The 23506-nt window shown below is 68.1% G+C and carries 26 protein-coding genes; 3 read left to right on the forward strand and 23 right to left on the reverse strand.

Going from position 1 to position 23506, the window contains the following annotated elements; all coding sequences use genetic code 11:
- Position 1 precedes the first annotated feature (1 nt).
- Entirely contained in the window at positions 2–664 is a 663-nt protein-coding gene (locus tag ACFXHE_RS14985; RefSeq protein ID WP_379383269.1) for an FMN-dependent NADH-azoreductase, read from the reverse strand.
- 90 nt (positions 665–754) lie between these two features.
- Between ACFXHE_RS14985 and ACFXHE_RS14990 the strand changes: the two genes are divergently transcribed.
- The gene (locus ACFXHE_RS14990; RefSeq protein ID WP_379383271.1) at positions 755–1357 is read left to right on the forward strand and encodes a TetR/AcrR family transcriptional regulator; all 603 of its coding nucleotides are present in this window, start codon (positions 755–757) and stop codon (positions 1355–1357) included.
- A 61-nt stretch (positions 1358–1418) separates the two neighbouring features.
- Here the strand turns inward: ACFXHE_RS14990 and ACFXHE_RS14995 are convergent, their stop codons facing one another.
- Both ACFXHE_RS14995 and ACFXHE_RS15000 read right to left on the reverse strand, forming a co-directional pair.
- Positions 1419–2267 (reverse strand): ABC transporter permease, encoded by an 849-nt coding sequence (locus ACFXHE_RS14995; RefSeq protein ID WP_379383273.1) that lies wholly within the window; start codon positions 2265–2267, stop codon positions 1419–1421.
- Entirely contained in the window at positions 2264–3160 is an 897-nt protein-coding gene (locus ACFXHE_RS15000; protein WP_379383275.1) for an ABC transporter ATP-binding protein, read from the reverse strand. The genes ACFXHE_RS14995 and ACFXHE_RS15000 overlap by 4 nt, the downstream gene beginning before the upstream one ends.
- A 125-nt stretch (positions 3161–3285) precedes the next feature.
- Between ACFXHE_RS15000 and ACFXHE_RS15005 the strand changes: the two genes are divergently transcribed.
- Together ACFXHE_RS15005 and ACFXHE_RS15010 are read left to right on the forward strand one after the other, a co-directional pair.
- Positions 3286–4512: a sensor histidine kinase gene (locus tag ACFXHE_RS15005; protein ID WP_379383277.1), complete on the forward strand. Its 1227-nt coding sequence runs from the start codon at positions 3286–3288 to the stop codon at positions 4510–4512.
- Between the two features lie 22 nt (positions 4513–4534).
- Positions 4535–5197, forward strand: a complete 663-nt coding sequence (locus ACFXHE_RS15010; RefSeq protein ID WP_379383279.1) for a response regulator — start codon at positions 4535–4537, stop codon at positions 5195–5197.
- On the opposite strand, the gene ACFXHE_RS15015 is transcribed toward ACFXHE_RS15010, so the two are convergent.
- The 20 genes from ACFXHE_RS15015 to folE form a co-directional block, all read right to left on the reverse strand.
- On the reverse strand, positions 5178–6101 hold the full coding sequence (locus tag ACFXHE_RS15015) for an LLM class flavin-dependent oxidoreductase (protein ID WP_379383281.1): 924 nt from the start codon (positions 6099–6101) through the stop codon (positions 5178–5180). The genes ACFXHE_RS15010 and ACFXHE_RS15015 overlap by 20 nt on opposite strands.
- Before the next feature lie 75 nt (positions 6102–6176).
- On the reverse strand, positions 6177–6965 hold the full coding sequence (locus ACFXHE_RS15020; RefSeq protein WP_379383283.1) for a phytanoyl-CoA dioxygenase family protein: 789 nt from the start codon (positions 6963–6965) through the stop codon (positions 6177–6179).
- A 170-nt stretch (positions 6966–7135) separates the two neighbouring features.
- The gene (locus tag ACFXHE_RS15025; RefSeq protein ID WP_379383285.1) at positions 7136–9694 is read right to left on the reverse strand and encodes an ATP-dependent Clp protease ATP-binding subunit; all 2559 of its coding nucleotides are present in this window, start codon (positions 9692–9694) and stop codon (positions 7136–7138) included.
- A gap of 258 nt (positions 9695–9952) precedes the next feature.
- Entirely contained in the window at positions 9953–10870 is a 918-nt protein-coding gene (locus ACFXHE_RS15030) for an esterase/lipase family protein (protein WP_379383287.1), read from the reverse strand.
- 225 nt (positions 10871–11095) lie between these two features.
- Positions 11096–11749, reverse strand: a complete 654-nt coding sequence (locus tag ACFXHE_RS15035; protein ID WP_379383289.1) for a DUF1772 domain-containing protein — start codon at positions 11747–11749, stop codon at positions 11096–11098.
- Between the two features lie 151 nt (positions 11750–11900).
- Complete coding sequence (locus ACFXHE_RS15040) at positions 11901–12524, reverse strand: FHA domain-containing protein (RefSeq protein WP_040854285.1); 624 nt, start codon at positions 12522–12524, stop codon at positions 11901–11903.
- A 191-nt stretch (positions 12525–12715) separates the two neighbouring features.
- A complete protein-coding gene (locus tag ACFXHE_RS15045; protein ID WP_354831422.1) occupies positions 12716–13078 on the reverse strand; it encodes an Lsr2 family protein in 363 nt (120 codons plus the stop codon).
- 116 nt (positions 13079–13194) lie between these two features.
- Positions 13195–14661 (reverse strand): lysine--tRNA ligase, encoded by a 1467-nt coding sequence (lysS, locus tag ACFXHE_RS15050; protein WP_364606782.1) that lies wholly within the window; start codon positions 14659–14661, stop codon positions 13195–13197.
- Positions 14662–14820: 159 nt separating this feature from the next.
- The gene (locus tag ACFXHE_RS15055; RefSeq protein WP_364606785.1) at positions 14821–15243 is read right to left on the reverse strand and encodes a rhodanese-like domain-containing protein; all 423 of its coding nucleotides are present in this window, start codon (positions 15241–15243) and stop codon (positions 14821–14823) included.
- Between the two features lie 5 nt (positions 15244–15248).
- Entirely contained in the window at positions 15249–15860 is a 612-nt protein-coding gene (locus ACFXHE_RS15060; protein ID WP_364606507.1) for a cysteine dioxygenase family protein, read from the reverse strand.
- A 192-nt stretch (positions 15861–16052) separates the two neighbouring features.
- A complete protein-coding gene (locus tag ACFXHE_RS15065) occupies positions 16053–16868 on the reverse strand; it encodes a type III pantothenate kinase (protein ID WP_379383292.1) in 816 nt (271 codons plus the stop codon).
- Positions 16869–16878: 10 nt separating this feature from the next.
- Positions 16879–17298, reverse strand: coding sequence for an aspartate 1-decarboxylase (gene panD, locus ACFXHE_RS15070; RefSeq protein ID WP_379383294.1), 420 nt, complete (start codon positions 17296–17298; stop codon positions 16879–16881).
- Between the two features lie 13 nt (positions 17299–17311).
- Positions 17312–18238, reverse strand: coding sequence for a pantoate--beta-alanine ligase (gene panC / locus ACFXHE_RS15075; protein WP_379383296.1), 927 nt, complete (start codon positions 18236–18238; stop codon positions 17312–17314).
- 5 nt (positions 18239–18243) lie between these two features.
- The gene (locus ACFXHE_RS15080) at positions 18244–19176 is read right to left on the reverse strand and encodes a DUF2520 domain-containing protein (RefSeq protein WP_354831433.1); all 933 of its coding nucleotides are present in this window, start codon (positions 19174–19176) and stop codon (positions 18244–18246) included.
- Between the two features lie 189 nt (positions 19177–19365).
- Positions 19366–20427 carry a DUF6779 domain-containing protein gene (locus ACFXHE_RS15085; protein WP_379383298.1) on the reverse strand — a complete coding sequence of 354 codons (1062 nt, stop codon included), beginning with the start codon at positions 20425–20427 and terminating at the stop codon, positions 19366–19368.
- 69 nt (positions 20428–20496) lie between these two features.
- Positions 20497–20967 (reverse strand): DUF3180 domain-containing protein, encoded by a 471-nt coding sequence (locus tag ACFXHE_RS15090; RefSeq protein ID WP_354831436.1) that lies wholly within the window; start codon positions 20965–20967, stop codon positions 20497–20499.
- Between the two features lie 16 nt (positions 20968–20983).
- The gene (folK, locus tag ACFXHE_RS15095; RefSeq protein ID WP_379383300.1) at positions 20984–21517 is read right to left on the reverse strand and encodes a 2-amino-4-hydroxy-6-hydroxymethyldihydropteridine diphosphokinase; all 534 of its coding nucleotides are present in this window, start codon (positions 21515–21517) and stop codon (positions 20984–20986) included.
- Positions 21518–21521: 4 nt separating this feature from the next.
- Positions 21522–21938, reverse strand: a complete 417-nt coding sequence (gene folB / locus ACFXHE_RS15100) for a dihydroneopterin aldolase (RefSeq protein ID WP_379383302.1) — start codon at positions 21936–21938, stop codon at positions 21522–21524.
- Positions 21935–22864 carry a dihydropteroate synthase gene (folP, locus tag ACFXHE_RS15105; protein ID WP_364606788.1) on the reverse strand — a complete coding sequence of 310 codons (930 nt, stop codon included), beginning with the start codon at positions 22862–22864 and terminating at the stop codon, positions 21935–21937. The genes folB and folP overlap by 4 nt, the downstream gene beginning before the upstream one ends.
- An 11-nt stretch (positions 22865–22875) precedes the next feature.
- Positions 22876–23475 carry a GTP cyclohydrolase I FolE gene (folE, locus tag ACFXHE_RS15110; RefSeq protein WP_379383303.1) on the reverse strand — a complete coding sequence of 200 codons (600 nt, stop codon included), beginning with the start codon at positions 23473–23475 and terminating at the stop codon, positions 22876–22878.
- Between the last annotated feature and the right edge of the window lie 31 nt (positions 23476–23506).

A 23506-nucleotide genomic window follows, 5' to 3' on the forward strand; every position in this document is an offset into this window, starting at 1 on the left:
TTCAGTACTCCTTTCCCAGGGTGCGAGCGGTGGCGAGGGCGGCGGCACAGGAGGCGTCGTGCCTGGCTCGCAGGTGGGCCAGCGCCGGATCCTGGCGCGAGTTCACCAGTTCGGCATGGACGAAAACCGTGTCGTCGACGGCGAAATGGCCTGCGAAGAAGTCGCGGAGGTAGCGCTCCTGATAGTCGTAGATCGCCTTCGGCGTACCCGGCGAGTACGCGCCGCCACGCGCGGTGACGACCACGAATCGGGTGGGGGCCAGCGACATTCGCGGGAAGGTGATCTGATCCAGCCATGCCTTGAGGCTGGCCGGAATCGAGTAGTTGTACATCGGCGTGCCGATCAGCACGACATCGGCGGCGCGAATCTCGGCCAGCAGTGGCTCGACGATCTCCCAGGCCCGCTGCTGCGCAGGGGAATCCACCAGTTCGGCCAGGCGGTCGAGGTCGGTGCGACCGTGGGCCAGCACCCGGTCACACAGTTCGGTCCAGCCCTCGCCGATGAACGGGATCGGCTCGGCGGCCAGGTCGCGGTGAACGTAGGCGGCGCCGGGGTGTTCGGCGCGCCAGGCGGTGGCGAAGGCGCCACTCAGCTGGCGGCTGACCGAGGTGCGGCGGGCGCTGGCGTCGAGGTGCAGCAGGGCGGTCATGGTCGTAACTCCCATCAACTGGACGTTGTGTCCGTTTACTTCTCCGACGGTAGGCCACAACCGGACATATTGTCCACTTATTCCTCGAGGGCTACAGTGAGCTGCATGAACACCCCCGGCCTGCCACTACTCAACGACCGGTCCGCGCCCGCCGAGCGCGCCGACGCCGCCCGCAATCGGGCCAAGGTGCTGGCCGCAGCCGCGGAACTGTTCGCCGGGCGCGACCCGCGCACGGTCACCATGGACGACATCGCCAAGGCGGCCGGGGTCGGGCGGGGGACGCTGTACCGGCGCTATCCGGACGTGGGATCCATCGCCACCGCGCTGCTCGACGAGCACGAGCGGGCACTCCAGGAGCAGCTGCTGCGCGGCGAGCCACCCCTGGGACCGGGCGCGCCGCCCGCCGAACGACTGGCCGCGTTCTACGCCGCGATGGTCGAATTGCTGGACACCCACGCCCATCTGGTGCTCGGCGCCGAGACCGGCGGTGCGCGTTTCCGCACCGGGGCCTATCAGTTCTGGGCGGTGCACGTACGCGCCCTGCTCACCGAAGCCGGTGTGGCCGAACCAGATTCACTCGTCGACCCGCTGCTCGCACCGCTCGCCGCCGAGGTGTACCGGCATCAGCGCGAACGCGGGCTCGGGTCCGGGCAGATCGCCGCGGGCCTGGCGAAACTCGCGCACGGCGTGCTGGATCCGGCGGGCTGACACGACGACACGACCGCTCACCGGGCGGGTGAACGGCCGCATCGCGCGGTATTCGCCTGTCTCACACCATGTCACGGCGTCGGATCAGCCAGATCGTTCCGGCCGCGAAGACGGCGACGTACGCGGCGAGCACCAGCAGAGACTCGCCGCGGCCCAGGACGTCCAGGACACCGGGGGTGGCCGGGCCGCCCACCGTGCGCAGGGAACCCGCCAGGGAGCCGGCGGCCGTGCCGGGCAGGTGGTCGGTGACGGCCCGGATGGGCGCGAAGATCGCCGCGACGCCGCGCAGCAGATTCTCCACCACCAGCACCCACACCAGGCCCAGGCCCACCGCCAGCGCGGGACCCCCGGCAACCGCCCCGATCAGCGCGCCCGCCAGCGTCCACATGCCCAGAATGGCGGCGCCGGAACCGATTCCGAGCAGCATCCGACCGGCCGAGGGCAACGCCAGAGACTGGCCCTGGGAGCCGGCGATGAGCGCGGCCACGCCGGTGTCGATCACGAAGGCCGCCAGCACCAGCGCGACCACCGTCACCGCCAGGCTCAGCACCACCGCGCCGATCACATGCACCCGCGAAGGCCCCTGTGTGAGTGCGGTTTTCCAGCTGCCCCAGCCGTAGCCGCTGCCCACCGCGAGCGCGCCCAGCACCAGCATGAGCGCCCCGCCGAACATCGCCATGCCCTGCGTGAACACCTCCGGCACGGCCGCGGGCAGCATCTGCTGCACGAGCAGCTCACGCGGCAGGCCGTTGGACATGCGGGTGGTGCTGCCGGTGGTGTAGGCGAGGTAGTTGAACAGGTAGGCGAAGGTGAGATTCAACAGGATCCAGGTCCCGAGCACGATCCAGAAGGCGGGCCACTTGCGCAGCCGCAGCAGTTCGGCCCGGGTGCTGGCCAGCAGGTCGGTCATTTCGCCGTCTCCGTCATCTCGAAAAAGACTTCTTCCAAGGACTTTTCGTCGGTGCGCAGCTCGAGCAGCTCCGCGCCCGCCTCGATGACCGCGCGCGCCACCACGGGAGCGTTGGCGGCCCCGGCGTCGACACGAATACCGTTGGCGGTCACCAGCGCCGACCGCTCCCCCACCACCGCGCGCACCGCCGGGAAGGCCACCTCCAGCGGCTCCGCGCGCACCAGAAGGGAGGCCGTGCCGCGCAATTCGCGCACCGTCGACTCGACCAGCAGTCGCCCGGCGGAGATGACGCCGACGCGATCACAGATCTCCTGCACCTCGCTGAGCAGGTGGCTGGACAGCACCACGGTGTGCCCGTCGGCGGCGAGTCCGGTGATGAGCTCCCGCATCTCGGCCATGCCCGCCGGATCCAGGCCATTGGTGGGTTCGTCGAGAATCAGCAGATCGGGGCGGCCGAGCAGGGCGGCCGCGACACCGAGACGTTGCTTCATGCCGAGCGAATAGGTGCGGAACCGGTCCTTGCCGCGGGCGCTGAGGGCCACCCGGTCCAGGGCATCGGCGACCGCGTCGTCGCCGACACCCCGGTAACGGGCCAGGACGCGCAGGTTGTCCCGGCCCGACAGGTAGGGGTAGAAGCCGGGGCCCTCGATGAGAACGCCGGTGCGGCGCAAGGTTTCCGGGTCGCCGGGCTGCCGCCCGAGCACGGTCGCACCGCCGGACGACGGACGGATGAGACCGACCAGCATGCGCAGCGTGGTGGTCTTGCCCGCGCCATTCGGACCCAGGAAACCGTAGATCTCACCGCGGCGGACGCTCATGCTCACGGCGTCCACGGCGGTGTGGGAGCCGTAGCGCTTGGTCAGCCGATCGGTGACGACGATCGCTTCGTTCATGGGCTCAACGATCCGCCGCCGCGCACGGGAAAAAATCCGTCGCAACGCGCGATCCGGCGTACGTATCTGGACGTATTTGGCCGCGACACAGTGCCGCTGCCCGCAGACGGCGCTACGGTGCAGCTATGGACACACGCGGGGGAAGGCTCGGGCGGCGCGACGTGCTCCCGGCGCTGGCGGTGGGGGCGATACAACTCGGCTTCGGGACCTTGGCCAATCATCACCAGACGGTGGTGCGCCAGCTCGATATGTACGGATATGCGCTGCTCATCGCCGGTCCGGCACTGCTGGTACTACGCCGGCGCCGCCCGCTGGAAGTGTTCTACGCGACGCTGGCCGTGGCTGTCGCGTACCTACTGCTCGGTTACGGCTACGGGCCGATCTTCGTCTCGCTCATCGTCGCCTTCCTGACCGCCGCGGTCCTCGGATCCCGTTGGTACACCTATCCGTTCGTGGCCGCGGGCTACCTGCTCATGGTGTGGCCGGTGCCCGGCTGGCGCGGGTACCACACCGGCACCTGGCAGGAATTCGGTTTGCTCGCCTGGCTTTTCGTGCTCGCCGCGGCGGCCGAGGGCATCCAGCAGCGGCGCGCCGCCGTCATCGCCCGGCGGCAGCGCGGCGAGGCGGCCCGCCGCGAGGAACAGGCCGAGCGCGAACGCGAACAGGCCCAGCGCGCACTGGAATCGGCCGAGCGGGAACAGCGGGTCGCCGAAGAGCGCCTGGCCATCGCGCGCGAACTGCACGACGTGCTCGCGCACAGCCTCTCCCTGATCAATGTGCAGTCCTCGGTCGCGCTGGAACTGCTCGACCGCAAGCCCGAACAGGCCGCCACCGCGCTGGCCGCCATCAAATCCGCCAGCAAGGACGCGCTCGGTGAGGTGAACGCGCTGCTGCGCTCGATTCGCGGCGGCACCGCCACCGTGACCGCGCCGACCGCACCCACCATCGGCATCACCGACCTCGACAAGCTCACCGGACCGGCCCGCGCCGCCGGGCTGGAGGTGCACACCATGGTGACCGGTGGGCCGCGACGACTGCCGGCCGTGGTCGACGTGGCCGCCGCCCGGATCGTGCAGGAGTCGCTCACCAATGTGGTGCGGCACGCGCCCGGCGCGAGCGTGCTCGTCACCGTGCACTACGCCGCCGAGCGGCTGCAGCTCACCATCGACAACACCCGGCCCACCCGCCAGCCCGCGCCGCAGTCGCCGACCGGCGGCCACGGCATCACCGGCATGACCGAACGCGCCCACGCCCTGGGCGGGCAACTGTCCGCAGAACCGAAGGCCGACGGCGGATTTCGGGTGAAGGCCCGGCTGCCCACCCACCTCGTGCGGAACGAACCTATTGCGTGAGCACGGAATTGGAGGACGCGTCATGCCCATCCGGGTGGTGATCGCCGACGATCAGGCGCTGGTGCGAGCGGGCTTCGTGGCGCTGCTCGGCGCGCAGGAGGACGTCGAGGTGGTGGGCGAGGCCGACAATGGCGCCCAGGCCCTCGACCTGGCCAGCGAACTCGTGCCCGATGTCGTACTCATGGACATCCGCATGCCGGTGCTGGACGGCCTCGCCGCCACCCGCGCCATCGCCGCCGATCCGGTCCTCGCCGCGGTGAGGGTCGTCGTCCTGACCACCTTCGAACTCGACGAATACGTCTTCGAGGCCATGCGTTCCGGCGCCACCGGCTTCCTGGTCAAACACACCGAACCCGCCGACCTGGTCAAGGCCGTGCGCGTGGTCGCAGGCGGTGACGCGCTGCTCTCCCCCAGCGTCACCCGGCGCCTGGTCGCCGAATTCGCCGCGCACGCCAAACCCGCACCCGCGGCCGAATTCTCGGCACTCACCGACCGCGAACGCGAGGTCATGATCCTGGTCGCCGAGGGCCTCACCAATGCCGAGATCGCCGACCGGCTCTACATGAGCCCCGCCACCGCCCGCACCCACGTCAGCCGGATCCTGGTGAAGCTGGGTGCACGTGACCGCACCCAGCTGGTCGTCATGGCCTACGAATCGGGTCTGGTCAGGCCGGGCTGGCAGTAGCGCCGAACTCGGCGGCCGCCGGAATCACCTCGCGGCCGAGCACTTCCAGCGCCGTGAGGTCGTCGACGCCCGCCACCCGGCCGATGACGAGGTCGATCCCCATGTCCGCCAGCCACTTCAGCTGCCCCAGCACCTGGCCGACGCCCCCTCCGCCCGGGCCGGGATCGAAGGCGAAGGCACAGCTCTTGCGGATCTCGCGCGGATCGCGGCCGATCTCCACGCACATCCGGTCCAGCAGCGCGATCTTGGCGGGCAGGTCCGGGCCCGGGCGCAGGCTCGCCACATCCGCGTAGCGCGCCACCAGCGGCAGCGTACGGCGCTCGCCGTCCCCGCCGACGAGTATCGGCGGATGCGGCCGAAACGCGCCCTGCGGCGAATTCCGCACGGCCTGCGGCGCGTTCAGCGGACGCTCCACCTGAAAGTGCTTGCCGAGCACGGGTTCCGAAGCGCCCCGCTCATCGGTCCACATGGCCAGACAGATCCGCAGCGCCTCGTCCAGCATCTCGTAGCGGTCGCGCAGCGGCGGGAACGGCAGGCCGTAGCCCTCCACATCACCCGTGGAGGTGCCCGCACCGATCCCCAGCCAGGCCCGGCCGCCGGACAGCACATCCAGCGTGGTGACCAGCTTCCCGAGCATGGCCGGATGCCGATAGTGCACCCCCGACACCAGCGCGGTCAGCTCCACCCGCGAGGTGTGCGCCGCGATGAACGACAGCGTCGAATACGCCTCCAGCACATTCTGTTCCACACGGCCCAGCCACGGGCTCTGCCAGAGATGGTCACCCACCGCGATGACCGAGAACCCACCGTCCTCGGCCGTGCGGACCACCTCCGCCAGCCGCGATCCGATCCGTTCCGAAGGGGTGTCCAGGGCGAAGTTCGTCAGATGCAATCCGAGTTCCATGACTCCACCCTCCGCCCGGCGGCGGCGCGAAACATCCGTCCGGAGAACACATCCCGGCTACGCCTCGGCGCGTAGTCAGTGCGCGGCCCCGAGCGCCAGCCCACGCCGGATGGCCCGTTCCACCGGTGAATACGCGCCGTCCGGGCGGTCCAGCACGCACGGCTCGCGCAGCAGCAGCGGCGGCTGGGCCATGAACTTCGGGCGGCCGATGCGATTGGGCTGGGCAGCGTGCACCAGGAAGGGATGGCAGAGGTAGACGTCGCCGGCCCGGCCGGTTGCGACGGCCTCGGGGAGATCGGCCGTGGCGGTGTAGAACTCGTGGAGGTCGAACATGGTGGTACCCGCCTCGCCGAGCGGCTCCAGCACCGGCGCCAGCCGCAGGTGCGAGCCGACCCGGATACGCGTCGGGGCGTCATCGACGCCGACATCGGAGAACAGGAACAACATCAGCAGGGCGCGGCCCTTGGAGTGGATGTTCACGCGCCAGCTCAGGTAGTCGTCGGGGGCGGCATCGCCGGGAAAGCTCACGTCGACGTGCCAGCCGTCGTCGCCCGGGGGCTCCGGGCTGGGGAATCGAATCGGCCAGCTGCCCAGGGTTTTCCGGGGGAACCAGCGGCCGGGACCGACCAGTTGATCGAAGGCGGCGAGCAGCGGCGGCGCGGTGACCGCCCGCGCGAAGGGCTCCTGGGCGTGGTCCCACAGCCGGATGACCGGCTGGGTCCAGGTCGACGGATCCTCCGGGTCGCAACCGGTTGCGCGCCAGAGGATCTCGCGGCCCGCAGCGGCCGTCTCCGCGGAGAAGGCTCCCTCGACCTTCACGAATCCCTCGGTGATGAAGTCCTCGATCTGTGTCTCGGAGAGCATGCTGCCGCCCTTTCCGCGCCCGGTCCCTCCGGACAGCTATCCGAGCATGGGCGATACCAGGATCGCGCCGCCACCGAATTTCTCGCCCGGGCAAACGAAAAGCCCCGCCCTCCCGAAGGAGAACGGGGCTTTCTTTGTCGCTGAGGCCTATTCGACCCGAGGCTGAGCCTTTACTCGCCCGAGGAGGAGGCCGGAGCCTCACCCGCGAGGGCGGCGACCGGCTTGTCCTCGACGCCGGAGTCCGACTTCTTGGTCAGCTTGGCCTTCGGCGTGAACGTGAACTTGGCGTTCTCGCCCTGGCCTTCGCCGTCCCAGCCCTCGACGTCCACCACCACGACCTGACCGGCGCCCAGTTCGCCGAAGAGGATCTTCTCCGACAGCTGGTCCTCGATCTCGCGCTGAATGGTGCGACGCAGCGGTCGCGCACCGAGCACCGGATCGAAACCGCGCTTGGCCAGGAGGCTCTTGGCCTGCGGAGCCAAATCGATCTCCATGTCCTTGTTCCGCAGCTGATTGGCGACGCGGCCGATCATCAGGTCGACCATCTCGATGATCTGGTCCTGGGTCAGCTGGTGGAACACGATCACGTCGTCGATGCGGTTCAGGAACTCCGGGCGGAAGTGCTTCTTCAGCTCGTCGTTGACCTTGAGCTTCATCCGCTCGTAGTTCGAGCCCTCGGCATTGCTCTGGGCGAAGCCGAGGCCGACCGCCTTCGAGATGTCGGAGGTGCCGAGGTTCGAGGTGAAGATCAGCACGGTGTTCTTGAAGTCGACCGTACGACCCTGACCGTCGGTGAGCCGGCCATCCTCGAGGACCTGCAACAGGGTGTTGTAGATCTCCTGGTGGGCCTTCTCGATCTCGTCGAACAGCACCACCGAGAACGGCTTGCGGCGCACCTTCTCGGTGAGCTGGCCGCCCTCCTCGTAACCGACGTAGCCCGGAGGGGCACCGAACAGCCGCGAGGCGGTGAAGCGGTCGTGGAACTCGCCCATGTCGATCTGGATGAGCGCGTCGTCGTCGCCGAACAAGAAGTTCGCCAGCGCCTTCGACAGCTCGGTCTTACCGACACCGGACGGACCGGCGAAGATGAACGAGCCCGACGGACGCTTCGGGTCCTTCAGACCGGCGCGGGTGCGGCGGATGGCCTTGGACACGGCCTTGACCGCGTCCTCCTGGCCGATGATCCGCTTGTGCAGCTCGTCCTCCATGCGGAGCAGACGGGTGGTCTCCTCCTCGGTGAGCTTGAACACCGGGATACCGGTCCAGTTGGCCAGCACCTCCGCGATCTGCTCGTCGTCGACCTCGGCCACGACGTCCAGATCGCCGGAGCGCCACTGCTTTTCGCGCTCGGCCCGCTTGGCGACGAGCTGCTTCTCCTTGTCGCGCAGACGCGCGGCCTTCTCGAAGTCCTGCGCGTCGATCGCGGACTCCTTCTCCCGGCGCGCCTCGGCGATCTTGTCGTCGAACTCGCGCAGGTCCGGCGGCGCGGTCATCCGGCGGATGCGCATGCGCGCACCGGCCTCGTCGATGAGGTCGATCGCCTTGTCCGGCAGGAAGCGGTCGTTGATGTAGCGATCCGCGAGGGTAGCGGCAGCGACGAGAGCGCCATCGGTGATCGAAACCCGGTGGTGCGCCTCGTAGCGGTCGCGCAGACCCTTGAGGATGTTGATGGTGTGCTCGACCGTCGGCTCGCCCACCTGGACCGGCTGGAACCGGCGCTCCAGGGCGGCGTCCTTCTCGATGTACTTGCGGTACTCGTCGAGGGTGGTGGCGCCGATGGTCTGCAGCTCACCGCGAGCCAGCTTGGGCTTCAGGATCGAGGCCGCGTCGATCGCGCCCTCGGCCGCGCCCGCACCCACCAGGGTGTGCAGCTCGTCGATGAACAGGATGATGTCGCCGCGAGTGTTGATCTCCTTGAGCACCTTCTTCAGGCGCTCCTCGAAATCACCGCGGTAGCGGCTGCCCGCGACCAGGGAACCCAGGTCGAGGGTGTACAGCTGCTTGTCCTTGAGCGTCTCCGGCACCTCGCCGTTGACGATGGCCTGGGCGAGACCCTCCACGACGGCGGTTTTACCGACGCCGGGCTCACCGATCAGGACCGGGTTGTTCTTGGTACGGCGGCTCAGCACCTGCATCACGCGCTCGATTTCCTTCGAGCGGCCGATGACCGGGTCGAGCTTGCCCTCGAGGGCGGCCTGGGTCAGGTTGCGGCCGAACTGGTCCAGCACCAGCGAGGTGGACGGGGTGCCCTGCTCGCCGCGCGAACCGGAACCCTCGACGGGCTCCTTGCCCTGGTAACCCGACAGCAGCTGGATGACCTGCTGGCGCACCCGGTTCAGGTCCGCGCCCAGCTTGACCAGCACCTGCGCCGCGACGCCCTCACCCTCGCGGATCAGGCCGAGCAGAATGTGCTCGGTGCCGATGTAGTTGTGCCCGAGCTGCAGCGCCTCGCGCAGCGACAGCTCCAGCACCTTCTTGGCACGCGGGGTGAACGGAATGTGGCCGGACGGGGCCTGCTGGCCCTGACCGATGATCTCCTCGACCTGCGAACGCACACCCTCCAGCGAGATGCCAAGGGACTCCAGCGACTTCGCCGCGACGCCCTCGCCCTCGTGGATCAGGCCCAGCAGGATGTGCTCGGTGCCGATGTAGTTGTGGTTGAGCATCCGGGCCTCTTCTTGGGCCAGGACAACGACCCGCCGCGCGCGGTCGGTGAACCTCTCGAACATCGCTCCCTCACTCTCCTGCTCCGCCATCACTGGCATCCGGCGCTTCAGACCCTGTGCTGCCCTTCTGGTCGCCAGCCTGCCATGAAGCCCTGGGGTTGCATCCCCCGACTCCACTCTAGTTGCCGGGGGTCACGCACGTCGTCCGTCCACCCTATTGCGAACCGGCGACAGTACGACTCATTCAGTCATAACGGGGCAGTTGCGCGGACCGTTTCCGAATCGGCTACGCCCACAGCGAACAGTCGCGTTCGGGGTTCCTCAGTCCCCGGTGACGGGCGGGACGAACTCGCACGGCACCGGCTGGGCATGCTCCGGATCGAGCGCGTTGAGGGCCATCATGGCCGCGCGGTGACTGCCGGCGATGGCCATGTGATCGGAGAAGTCGACAGGGCAACCGTCCTGCATCAGATCATTGGTGACGTTCGGGGCCGGGACCAGCGCGATGGCGGGCCACACCGCCTCGTCGAAGTTGGAGGCCAGGTTGGTGTAGGTGACCGACGGGTCGTAGACGCCGTCGGCGTTCAGGGCATTCATGAACGAGGAGTTGCCGAGCATCTCCGGGCACGCCTGGCACACGACGCCCATGGCGGCCAGGTTGTCCACCTGGTCGGCGCTCGCACCGAGCTGCCGCCCGAAGGCGCGCACGACGTTCATCTGGTCGCCGAAGATACCCAGCCACGGGGGCGCGATGGCCACGAAGCGATTGACCTTGCCGGAGCCGCCGAGCCGCTTGATGTAGTACTCGCCGACCGTGTTGCCCTGCGAGTGGGCGACGAAGTCGACCTGCGCCGCACCGGTCGCGGACAGCACCCGGCTCACAAAGGCCCCCAGCTGTGCGGCACTCTCGGGGATCGGCTTCATACCGCCCAGCGCGGACAGTGGCCACGGCACGTCGAGGGCGCCGTAGGTCAGCGCGTAGACGCAGTAGCCCTGGTTGGCGAGCAGCGGCGCGTAGGCGCCCCAGTTGGTCTGCGCACCGCCCGCGGTGCCGTGCACGAGGACCACCGGATCCGGGTGCGCCGCACTGGGTTTGCAGGACCAGTCATTGGCGCCGGGCAGCGAGCCACCGGGATTCGTGAGCTCGTTGGGGATGCCCGCGAAGAAGTTGAAAGTGACCGGGTATTCCGCTCGGGCGGTACCGCTGGCACCGATCCACAAGACCGCCAGAACCGCCATGATCAGCAGTGATCCTGGCGTTCCTCGCCGGGGCATCCTTCGCATGTTCCCTCCCAAATTAGAACGCGTTCCGCAAACCTAGTCAGGAAACAAGCACGAGGGATGGATTACTGGCGGGTAAGTTCTGGTACCCGTTTCAGTACAGGAAAACGGCGGCGGCCGGGACCCGCAGGCGGCTTGCGAAGCCGCATCCAGGGTCCCGGCCACCGCCGGAATCGGACCTGACTACTGCTGACCGGAGGCGAATCCAGGCTGGGCCGGCACCGGCTGCTGCGCCGGAGCGGACCACGCCGCCGGCGCCGAGTACATGCCCGGCGCCGGCGGGAAACCCGGCTGCGCGGCCGGCGCGACGGTGGTGACCGCGGCGGCCGCGCTCGCCTTGGCATGTTGGACGCCGGCCACGAACAGCGCGCCCGTCAGCACCAGGAACGCCAGCGTGTGGAGCACCGCGCGGACGATATTCCAAGCCACCCACGAGCTTTCGAACTGCGAGCGCACCGCCGCCAGATCCGGGATCTGCCCGACGTCACCGGCATTGGCCAGCTGATTGTTGAGCGGCACGTTCAGGCCCGAGGTGACGCAGAAGGCGATCACATTGAGAGCCAGCGCGACCCCGATCCAGATCAGCGTGGTGCGGTTGTCCTTGCCCAGGTGCAGAGCCGCGGCCAGCACGGTGAAGCCGACCGTGCCCATGAATCCGAGCATGAACCACGGATTGATGATGACCACGTTGATCTTCTGCATGACATCGATGAAGGTGCGGTCGTCGGACTGGCCCAGGGCCGTCATCACCGAGGTCGCGTAGGCGTAGAACACCCCGGCGATCAGTCCGGTGGTCAGCGTCGCCGCCACCAGCGCGGCGGTGCGAAATGCGAACATGGTTCTCTCCTGACTGGATCTGCCACCCGTGTTCCTCCCGGGTGATCGACTACATCCAGTCAATCGCCGACGGGCACGGAAACCCATGGCTCAGAAGCTCGCACGCATGCTCAGGGGTCCAACAGGCACGGGCAGTACCAGGATCGGCGAATCAGAGGTCGCGTTCGGAGATGACGCCGGACTGCATGGCCAGGTTGGCGAGGCGGACCCGCTTCTGGTTCTGCGGGAGGTCCTCGACACCGAACTTCGCGAACAGCGCGCGGAGGTGGGTTTTGATGGCGTCGACACTGAGGAAGAGTTCCGCCGCGATCTGCTGGTTGGAGGCGGGTGAGGCGAACCCGTCATTGCTCCGCAGCGGTCGGCAGAGCGCGATCAATACCGACCGCTGGGTTTCGGTGAGCGAGCGCAGCGTCGGCAGCCCGCCGGTGGAGGTCTGCGTGACATCGCCTGCGGCGCCGCTGAAGTCGTGGAAGGTGACCCGCGAGGTGCCCATCCGGATGACGTCCCCCGGCTGCAGGCGATGGCGGCCGACCAGGCGATCCCCGTTGACGAAAGTGCCGTTGCGGGAAAGGCCGTCGTCGACGATGGTCCAGTGCGCGCCCAGGTACTCGGCGGTGGCGTGCAGCCGCGACACCTCGACATCCCAGAACAGGGACAGGTCGGCCTGAGGCGATCGCCCGATGGTGATTCGCGGCTGGTCAGGGGACAGCATCAGCTCATGCTGACGTCCCTCTTGATCCTTGACCCGGAGGAAGGAACCGTGGAAAGCGGTCACTGCGCCGATACCTCTTCTCTACTTCCAGCCAGTGACATCGTCCGCACGTTTCAATGGTGCCTGGCCTCCCCGGCACTAGCAAGATCGCAGTCGATCCCCCGGTTATACGCAAAGCGTATGAAGAAAACCACTGCCGCCCGGGCACGCACGAAACACCCGGACGGCAGTCGAATCGGCGACTAGTCGGACAACTAGTTCTTAGCAGCGGCCTTGTTGTAAGCCTCGGTGATGTCAGCGGAGATACGACCACGAGCGGACACCTTGTGACCATTCCGGCGCGCCCATTCGCGAATGGCCGCGCTTTGTTCGCGATCGATCGACACCCGGTTCTTCGGGCCCGCGGCCGGAGCACCGGCCACCTTGGTACGACGCCGGCCACTCACGCGCCGAGCGGCCGAAACCCAACTGTCCAGACCCTCCCGCAGCTTGGCCGCATTCTCCGTCGACAAGTCGATCTCGTACGAGACGCCATCGATTGCGAACTCGATGGTCTCGTCCGCGATGGACTCACCGTCGACATCGTCGATCAAGCTAACGGTGACCTTCTTTGCCATGAGATGAACGTCCTCTCGAAATCGTGCGACCCGCATAGTCAGGCCGATTACCCGACGCCAGAATACCGCTAATTCCGATAGTCCCAGAACAGGCCCCGGAAATGCAATCCGGAGAACTATCGGGCTACCGGACGCACAATTGGAAAGAGTATCGTTTCCCGGATTCCCAGGCCAGTCAGGGCCATCAGCAAACGATCGATACCCATACCCGTTCCGGTTGTGGGAGGCATACCGTGCTCCATGGCGGTGAGGAAGTCCTCGTCCAGGCGCATGGCCTCCTCGTCACCGGCCGCGGCCAAACGCGCCTGATCCATGAAACGGTCCCGCTGGATCACCGGATCCACGAGTTCGGAATAGCCGGTGGCCAGTTCGAAGCCGCGCACGTACAGGTCCCACTTCTCGGTAACCCCGGGCTTGCTCCGATGCTGGCGCGTCAGCGGCGATGTCTCGACCGGGAAGTCCCGTACGAAAGTCGGCGCGTACAGCTTGTCACCGTAGACGTGCTCCCACAGTTCCTCGACCAGTTTGCCGTGCCCGTAGCCCTTGCCCTCCGGAATTTCCAGACCGACCCGGTCCGCGAGTGCCAGCAATTCCTCGACCGACGTTTCCGGGGTGACCTCGGTACCGATCGACTCCGACAGCGACGGGTACATCTCCACCGTCGCCCACTCGCCGGACAGATCGTATTCGGTGCCGTCGGCGAGCGTCACGACCTGCGTGCCGTAGACCTCCTGCGCGACTTCCTGGATCAATTCCCGCATCATCGTGGCGGAATCGTCGTAGGTGCCGTACGCCTCGTAGGTTTCCAGCATTGCGAACTCGGGCGAATGGGTCGAGTCCGCGCCCTCGTTGCGGAAGTTCCGGTTGATCTCGAAGACCTTCTCGATGCCGCCGACCACGCAACGCTTCAGGAACAGCTCCGGAGCGATGCGCAGGAACAGCTCCATATCGAGCGCGTTCGAGTGCGTGGCGAACGGGCGGGCCGCGGCGCCGCCGTGAATGGTCTGCAGCATCGGGGTCTCGACCTCGAGGAAACCTCTGCGCTCCAACGCATTTCGCAGCGCGCGCACGGCCGCGACGCGGGTGCGGGCCATCTCGCGGGCCTCCGGGCGCAGGATCAGGTCGACGTAGCGCTGGCGGACGCGCGACTCCTCGCCCATCTCCTTGTGGGCCACCGGCAGCGGGCGCAGCGACTTCGCCGCCATCTCCCACGTATCGGCCATCACACTCAATTCGCCCGTGCGCGAGGCGATCACCTCGCCGTGCACGTAGACGAAGTCACCCAGGTCGACATCGGACTTCCAGGCCGCCAGCGACTCCGCGCCGACGCCATTGAGGCTGATCATCGCCTGCAGCTTGGTGCCGTCGCCCTCCTGCAGGGTGGCGAAACACAGTTTGCCGGTATTTCGGACGAAAATGACGCGCCCCGCAATCCCGACCGTCTGACCGGTCTGGGTATCGGCCGCCAGATCCGGGTACGCCTCGCGAATTTCACCGAGGGTGTGGGTGCGGTTCACCACCACCGGATAGGCCTCACGGCCCTCCTGGAGCAACCGCTCGCGCTTCTCGCGGCGAATCCGCATCTGCTCGGGAACGTCATGCTCCACGGGGGTCGCCGCGGCACGCTTTTGCCCAGCAGGAACGGGGTTGCTCGAGGGAGAAGAAGGAGTGGAGGTGCTCACGGGTCTCAAGACTATCCTGCGGCGGAATTTCTTTTTTCCGCCGCCTCCCCGCCGCTTCGGCTACAGCCAGGCGAGGGTCGCGACCTCGCGTTCGAAGTGCGGGGCAGTCGCCGCGGCGGTCAGCAGGCCCGCCGCTTTCAAGGCCTGATATCCGCCCTCGAGATCGGTGGCGCGGCGCAGGCCCAGCTGTTGCAGGGAGGCGGCGGCCAGGCTCGAGGTGTATCCCTCCGAGCAGACGATGATCCATTCCATGTCGTGGTGCTCGGCCATGGCCAGACGCGCGGAACTCGACGGATCCAAACGCCATTCCAGGACATTTCGCTCGATCACCAGCGCGCCCGGCAGGGTGCCCTCGCGCATCCGCTGCGCCTGCGGGCGAATATCCACCAGAATCGCGCCGCGGGCGATGGCCTGCGGGATTTCGATCGGAAGCAGGCGACGCAGCTGCCCGCGGGCCTGGGCGAGCATGCCGTCGATCGTCATGTGGGTCATTCGAGTTCGCCTTCGGGCTGGTCGGTGAGAACGGAACGGGTGCGCCGCAGGGTGCCGTGGCCGGTGACCTCGTAATAGGACATGGCCGTCAGCGGCGGGGAATAGGCGTGCACGCTCAGAGTCGGATTCAGCGGGCCGGTGATGCCGGCCTCCGCCTCGGGGGCACGCACCACATCGTGCACCCAGCCGAGCGGGAAAGAGGCCTGATCACCCGCGGTGAGGGTGCGGCGGCGCAGGTCCCGGCCGTTCCAGCGGTATTCCGACAGCGCGCCGGAGAGCACGGTCAGCGCTCCCAGCGAGCCGGCGTGGTCGTGCAGTTCGGTGTATTTGCCCTCGACCCAGCTGATCAGCCAGATGTCCACCTCGTCATCGGCGACAAGCCTTGTGGCCCAGCGGTTTTCGGTGGGCCACAGGCCGCCGTCGGGCAGCAGGTGGTCGTAGCGGCCCTCCAGCACGTCCTGGGCGCCCTCATCGGTCAGGCGCAGCAGGTCGGCCGGACGCAGCCGGGTCGGCAGGGCGGAGGCGGTGGCCCGCTCGGTGACCTCGGGCAGGAGCGGCGAGGCGGCGGCGCGGGTATCGACGGGGAGGGAAAAGACAGAGGAACGCATGAGCGAAACTCCAAGAAGTGTGTTTGTGGTCGGGGGCTATACGAAGCCTCGACGACCGTCGAGGCGAATCAGCCTCGACAACACTCCTGGGTGCTCACGCGGAAATACACGTCGGCGAGTCTAACAGCGGTTCGCCGGGAATCACCAGGGCTCCCGGCGACGACTGCGTCACTTTTATTCCAGCCGGTCTGTTCAGGGCCGGGCGGCACTGGGCTCGGGCCGGGTCCGGCGCTGCTGGTTGCGCTCGTAGACCAGGCGCAGGCCGTCCAGTGTCAGATGCGGCTCGTGATGCTCGATGGTCTCCGACTCCGGCACGATCAGCGGTGCGGTCGCGCCCGTCGCCACCACCGCCACATCGTCGCCGGAGAAGGCGTCGATATCGCGAATGCGATCGATCAGGCCGTCCACCAGGCCCGCGAATCCGAAAATGGCGCCCGACTGCAGGCACTCCATGCTGTTCTTGCCCACCACCGACCGCGGGCGGGTCAGCTCCGCGCGGCGCAGCGCACTGCGGGCGATCAGCGCCTCGGTGGAAATCTCCACCCCGGGCGCGATACTGCCGCCGAGGAATTCCCCCTTGGCCGACACCAGATCCACACAGATGGCCGTCCCGAAATCCACCACGATGGCCGGCGAGTGGAAACGGTGATATGCCGCAAGACAATTCACGATGCGGTCCGCACCGACCTCCTTGGGATTGTCCACCAGCAGCGGAATACCCGTGCGCACACCGGGTTCCACCAGCACGTGCGGGACATGAGCCCAATAGCGGGACAGCATTTCACGCAGCTCGCGCAGCACCGGCGGCACCGTGGACAGCGCCGCGACGCCCACCACCTGTTCGGCGTCCGCGCCGATCAGGCCGCGCACCTGCAGCGCGAATTCGTCCGCGGTCAGCAGCGGATTGGTGTGCATCCGCCAGTGCCGCACCAGCTTCGCGTGGTCTCCGCTACCGGAGAACAGGCCCAGCTCGATGCTGGTGTTGCGGACATCGATGGTCAGCAGCATGGCCCGCCGCTCAGGCCAGCGAGAGCGAACGCGGCGAGATCAGGTCGGACCCCTCCGGGGCGTGCGCCGGATCGGTGCCCAGCTCGATCGGGCGATTGCGCTCGTCGACGAAGACCACGTGCGGGGCGTAGTTCTTCAGCTCCGCCTCGTCCATCATGCCGTAGGCGATCAGGATGACCAGGTCGCCCGGATGCACGAGATGCGCTGCGGCGCCGTTGATTCCGATCACGCCGGAACCGCGCTCGCCGGCGATCACATAGGTCTCGAGGCGGGCCCCGTTGGTGATGTCGACAATGCTGACCTTCTCGCCCTCGAGCAGGTCGGCGGCATCGAGCAGATCCTGGTCCACGGTCACCGAACCCACGTAGTGCAGATCGGCGTGAGTCACCGTGGCGCGGTGGATCTTCGACGTCATCATGGTGCGCAACATCGTCGTCGCCTTCCTAGAGAGCTGCCTGGGCAGGCTGATCGGGGGCAGTGGGGTGGCCATCGAGCGGCTTGCCGATGGAGACGGGCATGTTGTCGATCAGGCGGGTGGTGCCGACCCGGGCCGCGACCAGCAGCCGGGCATTGCCGGTCGGCCACTGCTCGGAGAAGTCCGCACCCCGCAGGGCCAGATAGTCGACCTGGATGTCCGCCGCGAGATCCAGCACCGACTGCGCGGTCTCCAGCACGGCCTCCGGACCCCGGCCCGCCGCGTGCCGGCCGGCCAGCAGCGCCGCCGACAGGGTGGCGGCCAGTTCGCGCTCCGCCGCGCTCAGGTAGCGGTTGCGGGAGGACTTGGCCAGACCGTCCGCCTCGCGAACGGTCGCGGCCGGCACGATCTTCACGTCCATGTTCAGGTCGACGACCATCTGCCGGATCAGCGCCAGCTGCTGGTAGTCCTTCTCGCCGAAGAACGCCTCGTGCGGCATGCAGATATTGAAGAGCTTCGACACGACGGTCAGCACACCGGAGAAGTGACCCGGGCGGGTCGCGCCCTCGAGGATGTCGCCGTAGGGACCGGCCTGCACCGTGGTGCGTGTGCCGAACGGGTACATGTCCTTCGCGCTCGGCGCGAACAACAGCTCCACGCCCTCGCCGCGCAGCAGCTCCACATCCGCGTCCAGGGTGCGCGGGTACTTGTCGAGATCCTCGTTCGCGCCGAACTGCAGCGGGTTCACGAAAATCGACACGATGACCGTGGTGTTGGTCAGCTTCGCCAGCCGCACCAGCTCCAGATGGCCCTCGTGCAGCGCGCCCATGGTCGGCACCAGCGCGACCCGGCGGCCCACCGACCGCAGCGCCTTCACGACCTTGGTCATGACGGCCGGATCGTGCAGCACGGTCAGCTCGCCGCGCTTGTAGCTGCCAATCAGCTTGGGGTCCATGGGCGTCAGTGTCCTTTCTCCAGCAGATCGATCAGGGCGGGATTGGTCTTGGCGCGCTCGGCCGAACGCAGCGACAGGGCGCGATAGCCCGCGGCCAGCCGGGGATTCAGGGCTTCGAGAGCGTCCAGATGCGCGGCCACCGCGGCCACATCGCCGCGCGCCACCGGGCCCGTCAACGCGGCCGGGCCGCGGCGCAGGGCATTGTCGAGGGCGGCCGAGGCGAGCGGCGCGAGCATGCGCTCGGCCAGGCCGTTCGGCTGATCGTCGACCGTCTGCTGACCCAGCAGACCCGGACCGGACAGCGCCGCGCGCAACGCCTCGACCGCATCCACGATCAAGGTCACCAGATGGTTGCTGCCATGCGCGAGAGCCGCGTGATACAGGGTGCGGTTCTCCTCCGCGACCCGCACCGGCTCGCCACCCATCTCGATCACCAGCGACTGCCCGATGGCATAGCCGATGTCGTCGGCGGCGGTCACGCCGAAGCAGGCATTGGCCAGGCGGGCCACATCCTCGTCGTGTCCCGTGAACGTCATGGCCGGATGAATCGCCAGCGGCAGCGTGCCCAGAGCGGTCAGCGGCGCCAGCACGCCGACCCCGTTCGCACCGGACGTGTGCACCACGATGGTGCCCGCGCGCACCGCGGTCGCGGCCGCCAAACCCGCGACCAGACCCGGCAATTCACTGTCGGGCACCGCGAGAATCAGCAGCTCACTGCGGGCTGCCACCTCCTCGGCGGGCAGAATGCGGGAATCCGGCAGGCGCGTGGTGGCACGACGCACCGAGGCATCCGAAATCGCGGACACCCCGAATACGACATGACCGGCACGCTCCAGTGCCACGCCCAGCGCGGACCCGACGCGTCCCGCCGAGACGATTCCCACCGTCAAGCGTGCAGGCGCAGGATCGGTCCCGCAGACATCCTTGTCCGAGGTCACTTTGTCCTCTCGAAAGTCGTTCCAGTCCCGCCTTGCGGGTACCGGACGTTACTCGAGCGAGGATATCGCCGCCGATTCGCCAGAGCTACCCACTGTGGGATAGGCAACTCTCGCGACTCTCAGGGGCTCCGCCCCCGAACCCCCTCGGGATTCTCGGGGGCGCTGCCCCGAACCCCGGTGGACTTCCGGTCAGTTGCTGTTCTCGGACTTGAGATTGGCCATGATCTCGGCGACCGAGAGGCGGTGGGTGCCTTCGGCGCCGGCGTCGTCCTCGGAGCGGCGGCGACGGCGGGCGGTGGCGCGGCCCACCGGGGCCGAGGGGGTGGGGTCGGGGGTCAGGCGCGGGACGGGGCCGTTGGTGGCGGTGCCATTGGCAGGGGCGTTGCCATTGGTTGCGGTAACGCCATTGGTCGGCGCACTGCCGTTGGCGCCGGCACTGGCGTTGGTGCCGGCATTGCCGTTGGCCGCGGGGGCGGCGAATTCGCCGGCGGCCTCCGGGTTGGGGGGCGGGGTGGGTGAATCCGGTTCGGCGGCGGCGCGTTCGGCCTCGTAGTCCTGGCGCATGGCGTCGGTGATGATCGACGTCTCGGCGGTGACCGGGTCGTCGAAGGGGGTGGCGAAGGCCGGCGGTTCAGGGTGCGCGGGATCGAACTTCGGGGCCATGCGGGCGCGCGGGTCGTCGTCGTCCTCGGCCTGGTCGGGGGACGACCACGGGTCCCAGGGATCCGCGTCCGGCCAGTTATCGTTCGCCGCCTCGGGGGCCGAACCGGCCTCGCTGCTCGGAAGTTCTTGGACCCGAACGGCATCCGCACGCAGGGCCGGACGCTCGGAGGGCAGATCGCCGTCGAACAGACGCTGCAGGCTCTCGCGCAGGACCGTGAGTTCGGCACGCAGCGCGGCCATTTCCGCGGCGTCGGCGCCGACCTCGTGGCGGACCCGGGTCTCCACGCCGAGCTCGTATTCGCGGCGGGCAGCAACCTCGCGCTCCAGCTGGAGTTGGTAGACCTTCTGGAGGTCACCCACTTTCGCCTTGTCGACGGCCGCCTCCCTGCGATAACGGGTGGCTGCGAGCGCGCCGATGGCGGCCGCCCAGAGGGCCGCGACCAGGCCCACCCGGATCAGGTGGAGGTTGTCACTGAAGACCAGGAAAACGCTGGCAACCAGTCCGAGGAGAAGCAGAAAGCCGGTGAAGAACTTTCCCGCATCCTCCCGGCGGCGACGGGAAGCACTGCTACGGGAGGGTGAAACCATGTCCGCCAGCGTAGCTTGATCTCGGGAGTGCGGTCCCCACCTTGGCGATGATCAGTGCCAATCCGTTAGCTACGAAGTAGCCGCCTCATCGGGCGGCTCAATGGGGGCGCGGCAGCAATACTCCAGCCACAGGGCCGCGGCCACCAGGGCCACCCCGCCCAGCAGACCCACCACCGCGCCCGGCGTATCCGAAGCCGCCGCACGCAGATCCGAGCGCTGCATGAGCAGCCACACCAGGAAACCCAGCCAGATCCCGCCCACCAGCGACCCCACCTGCGCCGACGCCTTCGCCAGCGCCACCGCCCGGGCCGCCGTGATCGCATGCAGCTGCCCCGAACCGGGACCGATCCCGTGATTCTCCTTACGCTGCCGAATCACGAAGGCCAGCACCGCCTCGAGCAGCGCCACCGGCAACAGCGAGGCGCCCGAGAACACCGAGATCGGCGGGAAACTCGAATACGCCATATTGGTGGCGACCCAGGCCACGATCGCCGCCAGCAGCACATTCGCACACAGATCGAGAATGCGGGTCGGCTTCACCGCAGCAGCTCCGGCGTCACGGCGTCCAGCCCAGCGTCAGCTCGGTGCGGCGCACCCCGCTCACCTCGGCGGAATCCAAGGCGGACAGCCACTCTCGCAGCGTGCGCAGCGCGCCGGTCGCCTCCAGCACCGCATCGGGATCGATCTCCAGCCACGGCACCAGCACGAACGCACGATGGTGGGCCTGCGGATGCGGCAGCGTCAGCACCGGATCCAGGCTTTGCACCACCACCCGGCCGTCGCGGCGGCGCGACTCGGCCTGCACCACATCGACATCGAGAGTGCGTGCGCCCCAGCGGACTTCCCGGATCCGGCCCGCGGCCTGCTCCAGCTCCTGACCCAGGCGTAGCCAGTCCGAGGGTTCCATGGCCGGATCCTCGGCCACCAGCACGGCATTCAGGTAGTCCTGCTGCGGCACCCCGCCCCACGGCGGGGTCGAGTACACCGACGAGACCGCCACCACGCGCGGGCCCAGCGCCTCCACAACACTGCGCAGATGCGCCAGCCGGTCACCGAGATTGGATCCGATCGACAGGACAACGCGGGTCACCGCTCTACTCCTCCGGTTCGCGACGACGGGACGTGACTACACGGACGTCTTCGAAGGTATGTGGAATCGGCGCGAAAGGCTTGTGCAGCACCACTTCCACGGCCTGGATGCGCGGATCGGCCATCACCTCGTCGGCGATGGCCGAGACCACCGTCTCGATCAGATCCTTCGGCTCCCCGGCCACGATCTGCACCACCTGCTCGGCCAGCTCGCCATAGTGGACGGTGTCGGCGATGTCGTCCGACTTCGCGGCGGCGGTGAAATCCGTCCACAGCGTCAGATCCACGACGAACTCCTGGCCGTCGCGCTTCTCGAAGTCGAAGACACCGTGATGGCCGAAGACGCGCAGCCCGCGCAATTCGATACGGTCATCCGGCAATTCGATGCGGTCACCCGGTGATCCGGCGCGATGGATGCTCACAGCCGCTCCCCCGTCTCCCGCTCCCGGACATACCGTTCCCGCAGGCGCCGGGCCGCATTGGTGGTCGCGTCGACCACCGCGATGGCGTCCAGCGACGATCGGACATCGTGCACCCGCACACCCCAGGCGCCGTGCTCGGCGGCCAGGGCGGAAATCGTGGCCGTGGCGACCTCGCGGCCGTCCGGCGGGCGCGGGCCCTCGGCATCGGCCAGCAGGCCGCCGAGGAAACGCTTGCGGGAGGCCCCGATCAGGATCGGCAGACCCGCGTCCATCATCTCGGTCATGCGATAGAACAGGCCGCCCAGCAACTCCCAGTTGTGGTCGGCGTTCTTGGCGAAGCCCAGGCCCGGGTCCAGCACCAGCTGCCCGAAGTCGACACCGCCCGCGAGGGCGAACTCGACCTGCGCGTTCAGCTCCTCCCAGACCTTGGACACCACATCGTCGTACTGCTCGGCGGGACCGGCGTGACGGTAGTCCGCCTCGGCCCGCCAGTGCATGAGGATCCACGGGATCCTGGTCGCCGCAACGACTTTCACCATGTTCGGGTCGGCACGCCCGCCCGACACGTCATTGACCATGGACACGCCCGCCGCGATGGCGGCCTCGGCCACGCTCGCCCGCATGGTGTCCACGCTGGTCGGCACCCCGGCCGCGGCCAGCTGCCGGATCACCGGAACCACCCGCGCTGCTTCGGTTTCCGGGTCGATGCGAATCGCACCGGGCCGGGTGGACTCGCCGCCGACATCGATGATGTCCGCGCCCATCTCGTACAGCTCGAGACCGTGCGCCACCGCCAGACCCGGATCCAGGTAGCGGCCGCCGTCGGAGAACGAGTCGCTGGTGACGTTCACGACGCCCATCACCACGCACGAGCGGCCCCCACGAGGAACAACCAGGTTGGCCCCCCGTGTACCGCTCTCGGCCATGGTCGGTGCGCTCACTTTCGCAGAATGAGATCCAGGGCCTCCGCGCGAGAAGAGGCGTTGGTCTGCAGCATGCCGCGCACCGCCGAGGTGGTGGTGGAGGCGCCCGGCTTGCGGATACCGCGCATCGCCATGCACAGATGCTCGGCCTCGATCACCACGATGGCGCCGCGCGGATCCAGCTTCTCCATCACCGCGTCGGCGATCTGGCTGGTCAGCCGCTCCTGCACCTGCGGGCGCTTGGCGTACAGATCGACCAGGCGGGCCAGCTTGGACAGTCCGGTCACCCGGCCGTGCGGGCCCGGAATGTAGCCGACGTGCGCGACGCCGTGGAACGCCACCAGGTGATGCTCACAGGTCGAGTACATGGGAATGTCGCGAACCAGCACCAGCTCCTGGTGCCCCTCCTCGAAGGTGGTGTTGAGCACCTCGGACGGATCGGTGAACAGCCCGGCGAACATCTCCCGGTAGGCCCGAGCCACCCGGCCCGGGGTGTCGGCGAGCCCGGGGCGATCCGGATTCTCGCCGACCGCGATCAGCAGCTCCCGCACGGCAGCCTCCGCACGGTCCTGATCGAACGGTCGACCGGTGTCGAGCGCGATCAGGCCGGACACGACACGATTGTTGGTGGCCGACAATCGACAC

Source organism: Nocardia sp. NPDC059229, assembly GCF_042754165.1.
Lineage (GTDB): Bacteria > Actinomycetota > Actinomycetes > Mycobacteriales > Mycobacteriaceae > Nocardia.